Here is a 21,135-nt window from a genome sequence, read left to right as displayed (position 1 = left end):
AAATTTGACTACTTTTGGCAACAGAAAACTAAAAAACTACAATATTATGAGTAAAAAAAGAAAACGGTATATTCTACCGGAAAAAGAAATTCCACATTACTGGTACAACATTCAGGCTGATATGGTGAACAAGCCTATGCCTCCGTTGCACCCGGGAACCAAACAACCGCTAAAAGCAGAAGATTTATATCCGATTTTCGCAAAAGAACTGTGTCATCAGGAGCTGAATCAGACGGATGCATGGATAGAAATACCGGAAGAAGTGCGTGAAATGTACAAGTACTACCGCAGCACTCCGCTGGTTCGTGCTTATGGTTTGGAAAAAGCACTCGGCACTCCGGCTCATATCTATTTTAAGAACGAAAGCGTAAGCCCTATCGGTTCGCATAAGTTGAACTCTGCATTGGCACAAGCTTATTATTGTAAAGAAGAAGGAGTTACCAACATTACCACTGAAACTGGTGCCGGACAATGGGGAGCCGCTCTTTCTTACGCAGCCAAGGTTTTCGGCCTGGAAGCTGCCGTTTATCAGGTAAAAATCAGTTATGAACAAAAACCATACCGCCGCAGCATCATGCAGACTTTCGGAGCACAGGTCACTCCTTCTCCATCTATGTCTACCCGTGCCGGTAAGGATATTCTGACGAAACACCCCACTTATCAAGGTTCATTGGGAACTGCTATTTCGGAAGCTATCGAACTGGCACAAATGACTCCCAACTGTAAATATACGCTCGGTTCCGTACTTAGCCACGTGACTCTCCACCAGACTATTATCGGACTGGAAGCTGAAAAACAAATGGAAATGGCAGGCGAATATCCGGATATCGTGATCGGTTGTTTCGGAGGTGGTTCCAACTTCGGAGGTATCTCTTTCCCGTTCATGCGCCACACCATACAGGAAGGGAAAAAGACTCGTTTCGTTGCTGCCGAACCTGCTTCTTGTCCGAAACTGACACGTGGTAAGTTCCAGTATGACTTCGGTGATGAAGCCGGATATACCCCGTTGCTACCTATGTTTACTTTGGGACATAATTTTGCTCCTGCTCATATCCATGCTGGTGGGCTTCGTTATCACGGCGCAGGTGTAATCGTTTCACAGTTACTCAAAGATAATCTGATGGAAGCGGTAGATATACAGCAATTGGAGTCTTTCGAAGCCGGTTGTCTGTTTGCGCAGTCTGAAGGTATTATTCCGGCTCCCGAATCCAGCCACGCTATTGCGGCGGCTATCCGCGAAGCTAACAAATGTAAGGAGACAGGAGAAGAGAAAGTGATTCTTTTCAATCTTTCGGGTCATGGTCTGATCGATATGGCTTCTTATGATAAGTATTTGGCCGGTGATCTGGTGAATTATACATTGAATGACGAAGATATTCAGAAGAATTTAGACGAGATAGGAGATTTAGCTAAATAAATTACCTACCAGTTTCAAGTTTCACCACCGATTACACAGATTAACACAGATTTAATTGTAATTCGAAGATTGTCGATATAAAAATCCGTGCTAATCTGTATAATCGGTGGTATTTTTTCATTCCCTATATTTACTTTCTCTCTATTGAATACCTCCATATAAAAGATTTTGCTATCTTTGATGCCATTATTAATCTTATGAACTAATAATGAACAGCCTTAAAAAAACAACAATCTGTCTACTCTTTCTATGTATAGGGGTTAATTGCGTTTTTTCTGAAGTTCCGGAGCAAATTAACTTCTCTTATATTTCTATTAACGAAGGATTGTCACAAAGCACCGTATTTTCTATCGATCAGGACCAAAGAGGTAATATGTGGTTCGCGACCTATGATGGAGTAAACAAGTATGACGGGTATTCATTTACAGTTTATCAACATAATGAAGAGGATCCGAACAGTATTGCTAATGACATTTCACGAATCGTAAAAACTGACAGTCAGGGACGTGTCTGGATCGGTACGCGGGATGGTTTGTCATATTATGACGAAGAAAAAGACAAATTCAGAAATTTCTTCTACGAGAAAAAAGGCAAACGGCAACAAATCAATGGTATTGCAGAAATCTCACCGGAACAGTTGCTTATAAGCACACAAGAAGGTCTGACTATGTTCGATATTAAAGAATCACGATTCGTTGATGATTCTTTTAGTACCGCTATGCACAAGCTTATAGCTTCAGCTCTTTACAGACAGGGGGATATTATCTATATCGGTACCCCGGTCGACGGGCTTTACAGCTATTCCATTCCTCAAAAGAAACTGGAAAAGATTACTCCGATAACGGAAACAAAACAGATTCAAGCCATTTTGCAGCAATCTCCTACCCGTATATGGGTAGCTACCGAAGGAGCCGGTCTGCTTCTGCTCAATCCGAAAACGAAAGAGGTCAAGGCTTATCATCATTCTTCTTCCAATCCTAAAAGTATCAGTTCCAATTATATCCGCTCTCTGGCACTGGATTCGCAAAATCGCTTATGGATAGGAACGTTCAATGATCTAAACATTTATCATGAAGGAAGCGATTCTTTCGTTTCCTACAGTAGCAGTCCGGTAGAAAACGGCAGTTTGTCACAACGTTCGGTTCGCAGTATCTTTATGGATTCGCAAGGAGGTATGTGGCTTGGAACCTATTTCGGGGGATTGAACTATTACCATCCTATCCGCAACAGATTCAAGAATATCCAGCGTATTCCCTATAAGAATTCTCTAAGCGATAACGTAGTCAGCTGCATTACGGAAGATAAGGATAAGAACTTATGGATAGGAACGAATGATGGTGGTTTGAATCTGTATAATACAAAGACACAACAGTTTACGCACTATATCTTACAGGAAGACGAACGGGAAATCGGTATTGGTTCCAACAATATCAAAGCCGTATATGTAGATGAACAAAAATCACTTGTATATATAGGAACACATGCCGGCGGACTGACTGTTCTCCATCGAAACAGTGGAAAAATGGAAAGTTTCAATCAGCTGAACAGCCAGTTGGTGAATGAGAATGTATATGCAATTCTTCCTGATAAAGGGGGAAATCTCTTATTGGGGACATTAAGTGCTCTGGTTAGTTTTAACCCGGAAAAAAAGAGTTTTACCACCATTGATAAGGAAAAGGACGGTACTCCATTTACTTCACAACGAATCACAATCCTGTTCAGAGATTCCCATAAACGGCTTTGGGTCGGGGGTGAGGAAGGTATATCTGTCTTTCAGCAGGAAGGAATCGAGATAGAAAAGGTGCCTATTCTGCCGGAATCATCTGTAACAAAGACGTTTACCAATTGCATTTACGAGGCTGCCAACGGTATCATTTGGGTAGGTACGCGTGAAGGCTTCTACTGTTTTAATGAGAAAGAAAAGAAAATCAAACGATATACTACGGCTAACGGTTTGCCTAATAATGTGGTATATGGTATTCTGGAAGATACTTTCGGACGTCTTTGGGTAAGTACCAATCGTGGTATTTCCTGTTTCAATCCGGAAACAGAGAGGTTCCGTAATTTTACGGAATCCGACGGATTACAGAGTAATCAGTTTAATACTTCTTCGTTCTGTCGCACTTCGAGCGGTCAGATGTATTTCGGAGGTATCAACGGGATCACTACTTTCCGCCCGGAACTGTTGCTGGATAACCCTTATACGCCTCCGGTAGTTATCACTAAACTTCAACTGTTTAACAAGACAGTTCGCCCGGATGATGAAACCGGTATCCTGACTAAGAATATCAATGAGACAGAAAGTATCACCCTGAAATCATGGCAAACTGCTTTCACGATTGAATTTGTAGTATCCAATTATATTTCCGGACAACATAACACTTTCGCTTATAAACTGGAAGGATATGACAAAGAGTGGTATTATCTGACAGATAAACGTACTGTCTCCTACTCCAACCTACCACAAGGCACTTATCACTTTTTGGTAAAAGCTGCCAATAGTGACGGAAAATGGAATACTGTACCTACAATGTTGGAAATCATAGTTCTCCCTATCTGGTACAAGACCTGGTGGGCAATCATGATTTTCCTCGCCACTTTTATCGGGTTTATCACTTTCGTCTTCCGCTTCTTCTGGATGCGTAAGAGTATGGAAGCGGAACTGGAACTTGAACGCAGGGACAAGGAGCATCAAGAAGAAATCAACCAGATGAAGATGCGTTTCTTCATCAATATTTCGCACGAGCTTCGCACGCCATTAACTCTCATCTTAGCTCCTTTACAAGAAATAATCAATAAGATTAGTGATCGCTGGACTCGTAACCAACTGGAATATATCCAACGCAACGCCAATCGTCTGTTGCATCTTGTCAACCAGTTGATGGATTATCGCCGTGCCGAATTGGGAGTTTTCGAGCTGAAAGTAAAGAAAGAGAATGCGCATCAACTGATACAGGATAATTTCTTGTTCTACGATAAACTGGCACGCCACAAGAAGATTACTTATACTCTCCACTCCGAACTGGAAGAAAAAGAGGAACTTTTCGATCCGAATTATCTGGAACTGATCGTTAATAACCTGCTTTCAAATGCTTTCAAATATACAGAAAGCGGGCAAAGCATTACTGTTACGTTGAAAGAGGAAAACAATTGGCTGGTACTGCAAGTTAGTGATACCGGTATTGGTATTCCTATCAACAAGCAGGGGAAAATATTCGAACGTTTCTATCAGATAGAGAGTGAGCACGTAGGAAGTGGTATCGGGCTGTCACTGGTACAACGTTTGGTGGAACTGCATCACGGACGTATTGAGTTAGACAGTGAAGAAGGCAAAGGCAGTACTTTCTCTGTTTATCTGCCACAGGATATAAATATCTATAAATCTTCCGAATTAGCTTCTAATGACGCTAAAAATGAGGAGGACCAAGTTTATTCTACCAACTCGAAAGAGATGTATTTCATTGATACGGAAAAAGTAGAAAACGAAACGATCGAAACTGGTGACAAGAAACGTGGTACGATTCTTATCGTAGAAGACAATAATGAAATCCGCCATTATCTAAGTAGCGGACTTGCCGAACTTTTCAATACACTGGAAGCCGGAAATGGTGAAGAAGCCCTGGAAAAGCTGAAAGAGAATGAAGTGGACATTATTGTGACTGATGTCATGATGCCTGTGATGGATGGTATCAAGCTATGCAAGAATGTGAAGCAGAATATCCGTACCTGTCACATTCCTGTGATTATCCTGTCTGCCAAAAGCGAAACCAAAGATCAGATGGAAGGTCTGCAAATGGGCGCGGATGATTATATCCCGAAACCGTTCTCGCTAGCTATCCTGACTACGAAAATACAGAATATGATGCGTACCCGCAGGCGTATGCTTGAACGGTATTCTAAATCTCTGGAAGTGGAACCGGAAAAGATTACGTTCAACGCCATGGATGAAGCTTTATTGAAACGTGCCGTAGCCATCGTAGAAAAGAATATGGATAATATTGAATTCTCTACCGACGAGTTCGCCAGAGAAATGAATATGAGCCGTTCTAATCTGCACCTCAAATTGAAAGCCATCACAGGTGAATCGACTATCGACTTTATACGCAAGATTCGTTTCAATGAAGCGGCAAAACTACTGAAGGATGGCCGTTATACAATAGCAGAAGTCAGCACAATGGTAGGATTTAATACGCCGTCTTACTTTGCTACGAGTTTCAAAAAGTATTTCGGATGTTTGCCTACAGAGTATATTAAGAAGGCAAAGGGATAATTGATAGTCCTGATTAAAACAATATAACTGTTAGGAGAAGATGTATTGGGAATACTATTTCACCATAGAAAACGTCCTTGTAACTTGCCACATTTTTGTATCTATTTTAAGTATTATAAGGGAGAGATACAAAAATGTGGCAGAGCTTATAATCAACATATTATCTTTCTCCAAAGGCGGTATTTTAGATAAGTTTACAAAAAATAATAGAACGCTATTGGCTTTTTCTGAATGAAAAGTGCATTATTCTTATAGTACCCTATTTATCAATCCAATTAAAGAGTTTTATTACTAAGATCCAATTGATAGATTACAGTTATGCAACCGATAAGTTACACTTATCCTTCTTGATAGTTGTACAAGTGCAACTCACTAGTTGCTCAACTGCATTCCACTAATTACATTAGAAGAAGTAACCAAAAGTATATGATGAGTTACTTAAATGATCTGATAGAGTTCCATAATACTTCCGCATTATTAAGGAAAAAGATATGGTCTTTCTATATACATTTAGCGAATTCATTATACAAAATGAAAGACCTGGACTTTGTTATTTCTCCGATCCAGCATGATTCCCAAAATCATTATGGACTAAAATTCATCCAATAGAATGCCTAAAAATGTACAAAACCAACCCTACAAATACAATTGGATTAGATTACATTATGATATATAAAAAGCCTGATATCAGGTATGTAACAGACTTTTTAGACAGAAATAATATATGATTCAACAAATTTAATATCAAAAAAATCATTTTTGAACAAAGTGTGAACAAGCTAGATAATAGACTATAATTTAATAAGCTATTTTTGCAAACAGTAAAATATAACTTTTAATAATTAAAACCTAATAAAGTATGAAGAACATCTTCTTTATTTGTATGTTCGCAACCGTTGCTTTTACCGGATGCGTAGATGATGATGATGACTTATTAACTGGTGAAGTTAGTCCAGGAGTAGAAATACTTCCTGAAAATAAACCGAATGAAGTAGTCGACTCAAAGTTATTTGAGATCATTAACCTCGATTACCCAGGATTAGAGAAAGTGAAAAAATTCTATGAAAGCGGAGAATACTATTATGCAGCTAACGAATTACTAGAGTATTATAGAACAAGAGTGGACGTAAATAACCCTAGCGTCAACTTGATTAACCCCACTATTTCTGAAAAAGATCAGCGAATTGCCGATCAAGCGCTTGAGCATCGTTTCTATGTAAAAGGATTCGCCGAAAGTGTAGATGAAGCAACCAAATTAGAAACATATTATTCTTTCTACGATGCATCTGCAAAAAAAATAGATTGGAGTGCCAACGAAGACAAGCAGAAGAAAGAGCAAGAGTTCAGATACCAGCTTCATCGTCATCAATGGATGCTTCCTCAAGCAAAAGCATACCGTATTAGTAAAGATGAGAAATACATTCAATCATGGATTGAAGCGTATGGCAGCTGGATAGAAACATTCCCATACACTCCCGGAACAGTATTTCCGCCGGCAGGTGGTTCAGAAAATGATGTAGACTATCAATGGAAAGGCTTGCAGGTAGCAGAAAGAGTCCTCTCTCAAGTAGACATCATGCCTTATTTCATTCATTCTACAAATTTCACACCAGAATGGCTTTCAACTTTCCTGGTTGCGTTTGAAAAAGAGGTAGAGTGTATTCGATTGAATTATTATCAAAGCGGCAATATCTTGATTTCTCAATATCAAGCCGTAGCCACTGCTGGTATATTAATGCCAGAATTTAAGAATGCATCCACATGGGCTACAGAAGGAACACAGGGCTTAAACGAATCATTAGATACACAATTTAATGATGACGGGGTAGAATATGAGTTGGATTTCAGCTATCACACTGCTGCCATTAGCGACTTTCGCGAAATATACCTTATAGCCCAAGCCAATAACAAGACAAATTTATTGTCTCCTAGTTATATTAGTAAATTAAAGAAAGCGACAGAATTTGTTATGGATATGATTTACCCTAATTATACCATAGACAATTTCAATGATACCCGTTCAGCTTCGTATGCTAAAAGTACGTTATTGAATAGACTAAAGGAGTATTCGGCTATGTATCCTGACGATAATGGATTATTATGGGTAGCTACAGAAGGAAAAAGCGGAAGTAAACCTTCATATACAACTAAGGCTTACAGCACTTCTGGCTATTACATGCTACGTAACGGTTGGGATAAAGATGCAACCATGATGATTTTAAAGAACAACTACAATCCGACCAATCAATGGCATTGTCAGCCCGATAATGGAACTTTCGGTTTGTATCGCAAAGAACGTAATTTCTTCCCGGACGCAGGTGTATTCACCTATAACACAGGAGCTGCCCGTAGCAAATATGCTTCGACTGTCAACCATAATACTATGACTATTATGAGTAAGACTATTGGAGTTGCTAAGCCAACCGGACAAGGTGGCGTAATGGAAGGGAAAATGATTAAGTTAACAACTAAAAACAATGTAGACATTTTAGTTACGGAAAACCAACAATCAGATGACATAACCCATCGTAGAACCGTCTTCTTTGTAAATAATAGAACGTTCTTTGTTATTGTAGACGAAGGTTATGGAGCCTCCACACTTGGAACAAAAACAAATATAAACTTCCATCTGCTTAGTGATAAAGATACCCCTTCTGTATTCGACAAGAATCTGCAAACATCTGTAAACAGCAATAAGTATTATCAAGCATATACCAATTTTGATAGTAATAACATTCTCGCTGCCACATTTACAGAAACGAGTCAAGATCTGACAGCTAAAGCATTATCTTCAACAGATGTGACCAATATAGTATCTACAAACACTGATAAAGAAGATGGTCCTATACGTCTAGGCTACCAAATTACTCTTCGTCAGCCTAAAATTACCCCTATCGAAATCAGTGCAACCCGTTATATCACAATTCTTTGCCCATTTGAGAGCGCAACGGAACGGGAAGAGCTGAAAGTTGATGCCAAATTCACTGACAATGAAGATGGGACAGCTGGAACATTCCATTCGGAAGGTGTATCTATTCAAGTAACAGTCAAAGGTACAGTATACGATCTTTCTTCAAAATAAATCTAACAATCATATAATATGAAATCTAAATTACTAAAAGACATTTCGCATTTTTTAGGTGTCTTGATGGCAGTTGTACTAGTTATGACTTATACATCCTGTTCAGATGAGGATACCACTGACACTACAGATTTTGCACTTTATTATTTGGGCATGACCGATATAGGTCCATCGATGAGTGGGATAATTTCAGAACCTTCTTACAAAGGAAGCGTTCCGTCTGATTTTACAATCACAGGTATCACATTAAATGGCGAGGCTTATACGGGTAGTGATTTTATTATCAATAAAGAAACCGGTGCTATTGAAATCAACAGCGCAAAGGACACCCCGGTAGGTTCATATAAAATATCCATTTCATGTATGGCCGGCGGTTCTTATCATGAATATAAGAATATTGTAGAAGTAAACATGATGAAACCTGTACCAGATGGTATTACTGTAGAACCTAATGAGATCCAAATAGAATACAGTATTGTTTCAGACGCAAAAAGCACGGAAGAATTACCTACTGCACAAGTAAAAACTGATGGAAATCATGTATCCATTACCAAATATGCAATTGCCAAAAGTGATATTTCTTCATTCTTCAATATCTCTCAAACAGGAGAAATAACGATTGTGAGAGGAAGTGATATTGCACCGGGAATACATACTCTTGCATTAAAACTCACTACAGGCGCATCGTCTGAAGACGAAGGCATTTTTGAGAACGCATTAACTATCAACGTTACCTCCAAACCTTTAGGATTGACTTATGAACCTAACGAAGGATTGATAGAAGCTGAAACAGCAGAAGAACCGGAAACGTCTTTTAAAAGCGAAACTCCAATGTTGAAAGGCTCTTTGGAAAACATAGCCTATTCTATTGAAAGCATTGAACCATCAACGGACAAAATTAAGATTGACCCAACAACAGGTGTACTTTCAGTAGATAAACATCACGGTTTTGAAATCGGTCAGGAATATGTTATATCTGTAAAAGTAGCAAACAAATATGCTACAGATGGAGTATCATTCAACAATGTATACACTCTCAAAGTAGTCAACAGAATTGTGCCTGTAGCAAACTTTAGCTATCCTGCTAATGTAGAAATATATGAATCGTCACCATTAAAAGTAACTCCTGATGAAGGACTTGAAGGAGATGGTATCACGTTCACATTGAAGGATGATTTAGGACAACAGTTGTCTGTTGACAAAAATGGAGTAGTATCCGCAAAGAAAGGTCACACCATACCAAACGGAGACTATATCATTACAGTCACTGCATCTAATACTAAAAATTCAAAAGAAGCGTCATTCAACCTGAAGGTTAAGAATAATCCGAATAAGTTCAGTTTTATACGCTACGGAAATAATATAGGCGTAGATGCTGAAAGCAACGCCAACCAATTTAGAATCACAGTAGACAAAGCTGCTAATGCTACTACCATTCTAAGTAAATTCACAATACCTGCTCCTACAACAGACATCACAGGAAAAAATGTACGATGGAGCATCAGAAATGGAAGGAACTGTGATAAGTTGGAAATAGATGAGAATGGTAAGATCTCATTTACCAATGCTATATGGCCAGGATTAGACGCAAAAGAGCCAGCAGCCACAAACGGTTCAGGATTCTTCTTTGTAACAGCCACTGTTGGTGAAGACAAAGATTCTGAATTCTCACTGGAAGTACCTGTATTTATACATTATGACTTGGTGGTAGCCGGTGTTCATGTATTATATAACCCATTTGTATTCCAGGTTAATCCAAAAACAATTGGCAACAGCACTTATTCTGAAAAACCAACTATTAAAGGTATAGATGCGGAAGCTTTATCATCGTTCACTTTAGACTATAGACGTTCATTCAATTATACGGCAATTAGCGGTACATTTACTAATGGTGATCCTAAAACTTCCAACTTCTTGAATACACTTTGGACTAAATTCGGAGAAGATTCCGGCAGAGGAGTTAATACAGGTTCCAGAAACGCCATTTCCTATTATAGCAATATAGATAAAAATAAAAACACATTAAGTTATGCTATAGGATATGTTGATCCGACTAATGGACTCGCCCTCAAATTGAATCCAAACAAATGGGTTTTGGACGGAGAGTATCCTAATGGTGTATTCACAGGCCAGATGACTTTCGATAAAAATGGAATAGATCCTCAGAAAGGTAGTCAGGTATTCCCGCTAATCATCTGGTTCGATCCTAACTTCTAAATACTAATACGTTAAAAATAGAAATTATGTATAACATAAACAATCTAATTAAATCAATAAGCATAAGAGGGTGGGTTACTCTCTTAGCACTGATGCTCACAATCAGCGTATATGCTCAAGAATTAACTTTAAAAGGTGTCATTGTAGACGAAACAGATACACCTCTTATCGGAGCAACGATACAAGCTAAAGGCACCTCAACAGGAGCTATTACGGACTTTGATGGTAAATTTACTTTAAAAGCAAAAAAAGGAGCTACCATTACCATTTCTTACATTGGTTATAAAACACAAGAGCTAAAATTCAATGGCCAGGGATCCATTAATATAAAAATGGTTCCGGATAACCAAGCATTGGATGAAGTGGTAGTTGTTGGATACGGCGCGATGAAACGTAGCGACTTAACAGGTTCTGTTGCTTCTGTTGCCGCCAAAGATATTGAAGGTTTCCAAACTAGTTCTGTAGCAGGTGCATTAGGCGGACAAATTGCCGGAGTGCAAATCACCTCTACAGATGGTACTCCTGGTGCGGGATTCAACATTAATATTCGTGGTGTAGGAAGTCTGACAGGTGATTCAAGCCCTCTCTATATTGTAGACGGTTTTCAAGTGGACGATATTGATTATATATCAAATTCTGATATTGAATCTGTTGAGGTGCTCAAAGACGCTTCATCTTCCGCCATCTATGGTGCACGTGCAGCTAATGGAGTTGTGATGATTACAACAAAATCAGGGAAAAGTGGTAGACCACAAATTAGCTACAACGGTTCTGCAAGTTACCGTAAAATATCTAAAATGCTAGATGTATTATCTCCCTACGAATTTGTGAAACTGCAAGGTGAAGTGAATAGTGACCTTTTAAACAGCTATATCTCCGACAAAGAATTTGACGACAACGGAAAACCTATCAGATACCATTCGCTAGAAGATTATGTAGGTGTAAAAGGGGTAGACTGGCAGGAAGAAACTTTCAACCCGACTTGGTCACAAGATCATAATATATCTCTTAGAGGTGGTAGCAATGACACACAATATAATGCAGCTTTTTCTCGTTATGTAGAAAACGGCATCTTTAACAACAGCGGTTTTGACAAAACAACAGCTAAATTCCGCATAGATCAGAAGATCAATAAAAATATATCATTCAATGCTACTATTAACTATGCTTTAACCAATCGTAAAGGTGTAGGAACAACAGCAGATTCCGGACGTTTCAATATGTTAGCTCAAATTCTTAGCGCACGTCCCACTGGTGGGAATAAACTGACCGATGAAGAATTATTGCATTCTGCTATTGACCCGGAAATGTTGGAGACAGGTGAAAGTTTGGCACAGGTTAACCCTGTTATGCAAACCCAATCCGTAACTAACAATAAACGTGGTGAAATGTGGTCAGGAAACGCATCTGTTAGCTGGCAAATCATCAAAGGTCTTACTTTTAAAAGTGCCGGAACATATAATACAACCAATAGCCGTACTGACATATTCTACAAGAATGGTTCTAAGGAAGCATATCGTAATGGCGAACAACCTTATGGACGGACAACAATGCAACGCGATGCACGTTGGACTAACTATAACACTTTAACCTGGAAACAAAAGGTAAAGAAACACAATTATGATGTATTGTTAGGTCATGAAGTATCCTACAGAAGCACAGAGTATTTGCTGGGTGAAGCAATGGGATTCCCTTTCGATCAGATGGGAAATGACAACATGGGGTTAGGCGCAACTCCAAGTAAGGTTGAAAGTACTTTCTATGATAAAACGTTATTATCATTTTATGCACGTACTAACTACAATTACGATAACCGTTATTTATTTACGGCAACTGTACGTGCCGATGGTTCTACCGTATTCTCGTCAAATAAGAAATGGGGATTCTTCCCTTCTTTCTCTGCAGCATGGCGTGTATCAGAAGAAGCATTCATGAAAGATGTCAAATGGATTTCTAATTTCAAAATTCGTTTAGGTTGGGGTACTGTAGGAAACGATAATATTCCTAACTATCTTTCTTTGGATCTATATGAAGCAAATAAATATGGCATAGGTAATAGTAGCGTTACTGTTTTAAATCCGAAACAACTCAGAAATAAGAATCTGAAATGGGAAGGTTCAAACACAACCAACTTAGGTATTGACTTAGGCTTCTTCGACAACCGTCTAAATGTAACAGCTGAATTCTTTATCAAAAATACAAAAGACTTGTTATTGTCACAATCACTGGCACATATTACAGGATTTGACTCACAAATGCAAAACGTAGGAAAAATCCAAAATAAAGGTATCGAATTAAGTTTAAACAGCACCAATATTCAAACCCGGAATTTTACCTGGCAAACCAACTTTAATATATCATTTATCAGAAATACATTAAAGTCACTGGCATCCGGAGTAAATTATATGCAAGCACGTTCTGGCTTCGATAGCAATTTCACATCATATGATTATATGGCTATCGTCGGACAATCTCTGGGTCTGATTTACGGATATGAATTTGATGGCATCTATCAATATTCTGATTTCTATTCTGTTCCGGGTTCCAGTACTTTGGTCTTAAAAGAAGGTGTAACGAGCAATCCTAGTCTTGGAAACAGATTGGCTCCAGGTGCGGTGAAATATAAAGATCAAGATGGTGATGGAGTGATAACAACAAAAGACCGTACAGTGATCGGTAATGCTTTGCCTAAATGGTATGGTGGTATCACCAATACATTCAATTATAAAGGTATTGACTTTAGCTTTATGCTGCAATTTAACTATGGCAATGACATTTATAATGCAACCCGTTTGTATGCAACTCAAACTAACACACAACGCAGAAACCAATTAGCAGAAGTGGCAGATCGTTGGAGTCCGACAAATGCTTCAAACAAAGTACCTAGCTATAACGGATACGTAGTAAATGATGTGTATTCACGATTTGTAGAAAATGGTTCTTTCTTGCGTTTGAAGAATATTACGCTAGGATATACACTTCCTCATAAATGGACTCGGAGTTTTCATGCATCCAAGCTTCGTATATATGCTACCGGACAAAATCTTTTCTGTCTTAACAACTACAGTGGATATGACCCGGAAGTAAGTACAGCTAGCAAGAGTCCTATGACCCCCGGACTGGATTGGGGTGCTTATCCTAAAAGTAGAGTATTTACATTTGGTATTGATTTACAGTTCTAATATGAGAAAATAATATGAAGAAATTAATATATTACATAGCGATGTCCATTCTGTGCATTTTACCTTATTCATGCTCATTAGATGAAGAGGCAAGAAGCGAAATGGAAAAGAAGAATTACATGACTAATGCTAAAGAAGCACAAGATGTTCTATTAGGAGTATATCGTACAACTGTTGAAGATGCTGCATACGGGTATCATCTATCTTTCTTGTTCAACATGGGAACAGATATATCTCAAGGAGAAGGCTCCGATATAACGAATTATCGTATCATTGTTAATAATGCTTTTCCTACTACCCAAGTAGAAATTCAACAAACATGGCAAGTACTTTATAAAGGTATCTACAGAGCAAACGATTTTCTGGAACGTATCAGTGGAAAAATAGACAGTTATACTGCTACTGATAAAAAAATAGCAACGCTTTATATAGCCGAAGCCAGAGCGTTAAGAGCTATGTTCTATTTCGAGTTAGTACGTCGTTATGGAAATATCCCTCTGATTACCAACACAGAGATGTCTTATCAAGCTCCCACCACTTATACGCAGGCCACTCCTGACAAAGTATATGAATTTATTGAAGACGATCTTCTTTACGCTAGTGAAGTACTACCGTATGCTGTCGATGATCAACTTCGCGATAACACATCATATCGTTTTAGTAAAGGAGCAGCACTTGGTCTCTTGGCAAAAGTATATGCTACATGGGCAGGATATCCTGTACAAAATACCGCTAAATGGGAAGACGCTGCCAAGACAGCCCGTATCCTCATAGAATCCGGTAAACACTCATTATTGCGTGATTACGAAAAATTATGGGAAAACACTTGCAGCAGTGTATGGGATCCTACAGAAAGCTTAATTGAGATTTCATTCTACTCTCCTACTGTATCTGGTTCAGGAGATCCCGTAGGACGTATTGGCAAATGGAACGGAGTAAAAACAACAGCTATCGCCGGTGTACGGGGAAGTTGTGCCGGAAATATGAAAGTAGTTCATACATTCGTTCTTGATTGGAGAGATGGTAAAAATGCGAATGACAAACGTCGTGACATATCAATAGCTAACTATAAGTATGATGATGATTATGTGTTGTGGGCTAAAGGTAAAAGTGATACGGAAGAATCTGCAAAATTAAAAGATCAAGATCCTACTCAAGCTCAAAAAGAGAAACAAAACTATACACCAGCTAAATGGGACCTTATAAAATATCAAAAGACAGGTGGCATTATCAATAATGATAAATCAAATGCTAATTGGTATTTCCTACGTTATGCAGACGTGTTACTTATTTATGCCGAAGCTTTGAACGAATGGAAACATGGTCCTACTACAGAGGCTTATGCCGCAATTAATGAAGTTCGTCGTCGTGGATATGGATATCCTAGCAATACAGGAAGCTGTGATCTTTCAAACTTAAATGAAAGTAGTTTCCGTGAAGCGGTCAGAAAAGAGCGTGCTTATGAATTGGCTTTTGAAGGTCATCGCCGCATGGACTTAGTCCGTTGGGGCATCTATTATGAAACCATACAAAAAACGAACGCTGCCTTAGCGAACTGGTGGGATTCTGCTGATAATTACAGATACCTGTTATATAAATATACAGAGAAAAACAAACACGAGTTACTGCCTATTCCACAACGTGAGAAGGACCTATGTACCCAGTTTGAACAAAATCCTGGTTGGTAACAAAAATCCCCATAAATCCTCTCCAATATGCCCTAATTAGGGCATATTGGAGAAAATTAAAACCTTTTTCAACAAAATCAAAACTTGAAAAGCAGAGTTCAAACTCCTTTTGGACAATCCTGCAACACAAAGTTAAGCCTTTCCACTACTTTTGCATCAGTTACAAAACTTCTAAAAACAATCACTTAAAATGAATAACATGAAAAAGAAACTTGTTCTCTTTGCTTCGGTTAGTATTGCACTTGCATCGTGCCAGACAACCCCAAAGGAAGACTACAGTTGGATAAAAAAAGGACTGGATGTAGCTTCTGCCCAATTACAACTTTCTGCAGAAGAGGTTAGTGGTACGGGAATGTTGCCACGCTCCATCCGTACCGGCTATGACATGGATTTCCTTTGCCGTCAGTTGGAAAGAGATTCATCAACATTCAAAGATTCACTACGCGCACAACCCACTGCTGACCAGCTAGGCAAACGTCGCCTCTGCAACGTTTATGACTGGACGAGTGGTTTCTTCCCCGGCTCATTGTGGTACGCATACGAACTGACAGGAAACGATACACTGAAAACTCAAGCCATCCAATATACAAATCTGCTGAATTCGGTACGCTATTATAAAGGTACGCATGATTTGGGATTCATGGTCAACTGCAGCTATGGCAACGCAGAACGTCTTTCACCCAACGACACCATTGCTGCTGTGATGAGAGAAACTGCCGATAACCTCTGCGGCCGTTTCAACGACTCTATCGGCGCTATCCGTTCATGGGATTTCGGAACATGGAACTTCCCGGTTATTATCGACAATATGATGAACCTCGATCTTCTGTTTAATGTAGCAAAAGCGACAGGTGACAATAAATACAAAGACATTGCTATCAAGCATGCTATGACTACCATGAACAATCACTTCCGTCCGGATTATACTTGCTGGCATGTAGTAAGCTACAACAACGACGGAACTGTTGAACGCAAGCAAACTCACCAAGGCAAGAATGACGATTCTTCATGGGCACGTGGTCAAGCATGGGCTGTATATGGCTACACAGCTTGCTACCGTGAAACAAACGACAGTACTTTCCTGAACTTCGCTATCAAAGTAGCTGATATGATTATGGATCGCGTTAAAACAGACGATGCTATCCCCTATTGGGATTATGATGCACCTGTGACTGAAGAAACTCCACGTGACGCTTCTGCCGCTTCTGTTACCGCTTCAGCATTGATCGAACTAAGCACCATGGTTCCCGACGGACAGAAATACCTGGATTATGCGGAAAAGATTCTGAAGAGTTTGTCAAGCGACGCATATCTTGCAAAAGTGGGTGACAACCAAGGATTCATTCTGATGCACTCTGTCGGTTCACTGCCCAACGGTTCTGAAATCGACACTCCACTGAACTATGCTGACTATTACTATCTGGAAGCATTGAAAAGATTCATGGAATTAAAGAAGTTGAGAGTTGAGCATGGAGAGTTGAGAATGATCCAATAATACAAAAGCAAGAGTGTTCTCAATCGTAAATAGTAAATCGTAAAATCGTAAATTATATCATGAATAAAACTTTAAAGTATATCGTTCTGCTGGCAATCGCTTGTTTTGTAGGCAAAGCTAGTGCCCAAGAACTGAAAAGCGAAGTCTTTTCGCTTCTTAACTTGGACTATCCGGGATTGGAGAAAGTGAAAGCTTTGCATCAGGAAGGTAAAGATGAAGATGCTGCCAAAGCATTATTAGACTATTACCGTGCACGTACCAATGTAAAAACTCCGGATATCAATCTGAACAAAGTGACTATCAGCAAAGAAGAACAGCAGTGGGCAGATGACGGATTGAAACATACATTCTTCGTACATAAAGGTTATCAGCCTTCTTACAACTACGGAGAAGACATCAACTGGCAATACTGGCCGGTGAAAGACAATGAACTCCGTTGGCAATTGCACCGCCACAAATGGTTCACTCCGATGGGAAAGGCTTATCGCATATCCGGTGACGAGAAATATGCTAAAGAATGGGCACATCAGTATATCGACTGGATTAAAAAGAATCCGTTGGTAAAGATGGACAAAAAAGAATATGAGCTGTTAAGTGATGGAAAAATCAAAGGTGAAATAGAAAACGTACGTTTCGCATGGCGCCCGCTGGAAGTTAGTAATCGCCTGCAGGACCAGACTTCACAGTTCCAGTTATTCCTTCCTTCTCCTTCTTTCACTCCGGACTTCCTGACAGAATTCCTGGTGAACTATCACAAACATGCTATACACATCCTTGCCAACTACTCTGATCAAGGTAACCACTTGCTGTTTGAAGCTCAACGTATGATCTACGCCGGTGCTTTCTTCCCTGAATTTAAAGATGCTCCGGCATGGAGAAAAAGCGGTATCGATATTCTGAACCGTGAAATTCATGTACAGGTATACGAAGACGGCGGACAGTTCGAACTCGACCCACATTATCATCTGGCATCTATCAACATTTTCTGCAAAGCATTAGGTATCGCGGATGCGAACGGATTCCGTAAAGAATTCCCGCAGGATTACCTGGATACAATCGAAAGCATGATTATGTTCTATGCAAACATTTCTTTCCCTGATTATACCAATCCATGTTTCAGCGATGCTAAGTTGACAACAAAGAAAGAAATGGTGAAAAACTACAAAGCATGGGGTAAACTATTCCCGAAAAACCAAGCTATCAAATACTTCGCAACCGAAGGTAAAGAAGGCGCATTGCCGGATTATATGTCTAAAGGTTTTCAGAAAACTGGTTTCTTTGTATTCCGCAATTCATGGGGAATGGATGCCACTCAAATGGTAGTAAAAGCCGGCCCGAAAGGAGAATGGCACTGTCAGCCGGATAATGGTACATTCGAACTTTGGTTCAACGGCAAGAATTTGTTCCCGGATTCAGGTTCGTATGTATATGCAGGTGAAGGCGAAGTGATGGAACAACGCAACTGGCACCGTCAGACTTGTGTTCACAACACGGTAACGCTGAACAACAAAAACTTGGAAACTACAGAATCCGTTACTAGATTGTGGCAACCGGAAGGTACTATCCAAACTTTAGTGACCGAAAATCCTAGTTACAAAAACTTGAAACACCGTCGTTCCGTTTTCTTCGTTGACAACACTTACTTTGTCATTGTAGACGAAATGATCGGTAGCGCCAAAGGTTCCATCAATCTTCATTATCAAATGCCAAAAGGAGAAATTGCCAACAGCCGCGAAGACATGACGTTCCTGACACAATTTGAAGACGGAAGCAACATGAAACTGCAATGTTTCGGTCCCGACGGTATGTCGATGAAGAAAGAACCGGGATGGTGCTCAACTGCTTATCGCAAACGTTACAAACGTATGAATGTATCTTTCAACGTGAAGAAAGACGGCGAAGAAGCTGTACGTTACATCACAGTTATCTACCCAGTTAAGAAAAGCGCAGATGCCCCTAAATTTGCAGCTAAGTTCAAGAACAAAGCGTTCGATGAAAACGGACTGGAAGTAGAAGTGAAAGTAAACGGAAAGAAACAGTCATTAAAATACAAACTATAATAAAGCTGACTAAAAAGTCGGTCGCATCTCAATTTCTCCTCCTTCCGGAAGGAAGGGAATTGGAGATGCAACCGACTTTTTAGTCACTCCCCTTCATCATTATGGAAAACTATTACACCCCCTCTGCCCTACTCCTCCCACTAGCTGCACTAAGTCTCGCTTCCTGCGGCAATCAAAAGAAAGAAGAGACCAGACAACCGAACATCATCTTCATGATGACGGATGACCATACCACTCAAGCAATGTCCTGCTACGGAGGAAATTTGATTCAGACTCCTAACATGGACCGGATTGCCAACGAAGGTATCCGTTTTGACAACTGCTACGCTGTCAACGCTCTTTCAGGACCTTCACGTGCGTGCATCCTCACCGGTAAGTTCAGCCACGAGAATGGTTTTACCGATAACGCAAGTACGTTCAACGGAGATCAGCAGACATTCCCCAAACTGCTTCAACAAGCCGGATATCAGACTGCAATAATTGGTAAATGGCATCTTATCAGTGAACCGCAAGGATTCGATCATTGGAGCATCCTTAGCGGCCAACACGAACAAGGTGACTATTACGATCCTGATTTTTGGGAAAACGGGAAGCATATTGTAGAAAAAGGATACGCCACGGATATTATTACTGATAAAGCCATTGAATTCCTCGAAGGTCGCGACAAGAACAAACCTTTCTGCATGATGTATCATCAGAAAGCTCCGCACCGCAACTGGATGCCTGCTCCCCGCCATCTGGGTATATTCAACAATACCACTTTCCCGGAACCGGCTAATCTGTTCGACGACTATGAAGGCCGCGGAAGAGCAGCCCGTGAACAGGACATGTCTATCGAACATACACTGACAAACGACTGGGACCTCAAATTGCTGACTCGTGAAGAAATGCTGAAAGACACCACCAACCGTCTTTACAGTGTATACAAACGTATGCCTGTTGAAGTTCAGGATAAATGGGATTCTGTATATGCCGGGCGCATTGCCGAATACCGCAAAGGTGACCTGAAAGGCAAATCATTAATCAGCTGGAAATATCAGCAATATATGCGTGATTATCTGGCGACAGTTCTGGCAGTAGACGAAAATATCGGCCGCCTGCTGAATTATCTCGAAAAAATTGGTGAACTGGACAACACAATCATTGTCTACACCTCCGACCAAGGTTTCTTCCTTGGCGAACATGGCTGGTTTGACAAACGCTTTATGTATGAAGAATGTCAACGCATGCCGCTTATCATCCGTTATCCGAAAGCAATTAAAGCAGGAAGTACCAGTAATGCCATCAGCATGAATGTGGACTTTGCTCCTACTTTCCTCGACTTTGCCGGAATAGAGATTCCATCGGATATCCAAGGAGCCTCCCTGAAACCGGTATTGGTGAACGAAGGCAAAACTCCTGCCGATTGGCGCAAAGCTGCTTATTATCATTACTACGAATACCCTGCTGAACATTCTGTGAAGCGTCATTATGGTATTCGCACACAAGACTTCAAATTGATTCATTTCTACAACGACATCGACGAATGGGAAATGTATGACATGAAAGCTGACCCAAGAGAAATGAACAATGTCTTCGGAAAACCGGAATATGCTGAAAAGCAAAAAGAGCTGATGCAACTGCTTCAGGAAACTCAAAAACAGTATAAAGATACAGACCCGGATGAAAAGGAAAAGGTTCTTTTCAAAGGTGACAGAAGATTGATGAAAAATCGCTAAATGATT

At 39.9% G+C, this 21,135-nt stretch carries 9 protein-coding genes; all 9 read left to right on the top strand.

Annotation, left to right across the window (positions count from 1 at the left end):
• Positions 1 to 46: 46 nt before the first annotated feature.
• The 9 genes from BXY_RS18115 to BXY_RS18075 all read left to right on the top strand — a co-directional run bounded on the left by BXY_RS18115 (position 47) and on the right by BXY_RS18075 (position 21,129).
• Positions 47 to 1,417: a TrpB-like pyridoxal phosphate-dependent enzyme gene (locus BXY_RS18115; protein ID WP_015532604.1), complete on the top strand. Its 1,371-nt coding sequence runs from the start codon at positions 47 to 49 to the stop codon at positions 1,415 to 1,417.
• A gap of 208 nt (positions 1,418 to 1,625) precedes the next feature.
• Positions 1,626 to 5,687, top strand: coding sequence for a hybrid sensor histidine kinase/response regulator transcription factor (locus BXY_RS18110; protein WP_004312470.1), 4,062 nt, complete (start codon positions 1,626 to 1,628; stop codon positions 5,685 to 5,687).
• Between the two features lie 859 nt (positions 5,688 to 6,546).
• On the top strand, positions 6,547 to 8,769 hold the full coding sequence (gene hepC / locus BXY_RS18105; protein ID WP_015532602.1) for a heparin-sulfate lyase HepC: 2,223 nt from the start codon (positions 6,547 to 6,549) through the stop codon (positions 8,767 to 8,769).
• Between the two features lie 18 nt (positions 8,770 to 8,787).
• Positions 8,788 to 10,986 (top strand): surface glycan-binding family protein, encoded by a 2,199-nt coding sequence (locus BXY_RS18100; RefSeq protein ID WP_061447616.1) that lies wholly within the window; start codon positions 8,788 to 8,790, stop codon positions 10,984 to 10,986.
• A gap of 26 nt (positions 10,987 to 11,012) precedes the next feature.
• On the top strand, positions 11,013 to 14,168 hold the full coding sequence (locus BXY_RS18095; RefSeq protein WP_134993422.1) for a SusC/RagA family TonB-linked outer membrane protein: 3,156 nt from the start codon (positions 11,013 to 11,015) through the stop codon (positions 14,166 to 14,168).
• 14 nt (positions 14,169 to 14,182) lie between these two features.
• Positions 14,183 to 15,856: a RagB/SusD family nutrient uptake outer membrane protein gene (locus BXY_RS18090; protein WP_061447618.1), complete on the top strand. Its 1,674-nt coding sequence runs from the start codon at positions 14,183 to 14,185 to the stop codon at positions 15,854 to 15,856.
• Positions 15,857 to 16,046: 190 nt separating this feature from the next.
• Positions 16,047 to 17,351, top strand: coding sequence for a DUF4995 domain-containing protein (locus tag BXY_RS18085; RefSeq protein WP_015532598.1), 1,305 nt, complete (start codon positions 16,047 to 16,049; stop codon positions 17,349 to 17,351).
• A gap of 59 nt (positions 17,352 to 17,410) precedes the next feature.
• Positions 17,411 to 19,411, top strand: a complete 2,001-nt coding sequence (gene hepC / locus BXY_RS18080) for a heparin-sulfate lyase HepC (protein WP_015532597.1) — start codon at positions 17,411 to 17,413, stop codon at positions 19,409 to 19,411.
• Between the two features lie 101 nt (positions 19,412 to 19,512).
• Complete coding sequence (locus tag BXY_RS18075) at positions 19,513 to 21,129, top strand: sulfatase family protein (protein ID WP_008021433.1); 1,617 nt, start codon at positions 19,513 to 19,515, stop codon at positions 21,127 to 21,129.
• Positions 21,130 to 21,135: the final 6 nt, after the last annotated feature.

The sequence above is a fragment of the Bacteroides xylanisolvens XB1A genome, assembly GCF_000210075.1.
GTDB classification, from domain to species: domain Bacteria; phylum Bacteroidota; class Bacteroidia; order Bacteroidales; family Bacteroidaceae; genus Bacteroides; species Bacteroides xylanisolvens.
Note: the sequence above shows the minus strand (reverse complement) of the source record. Positions and strands in the feature narration are given on the sequence as shown.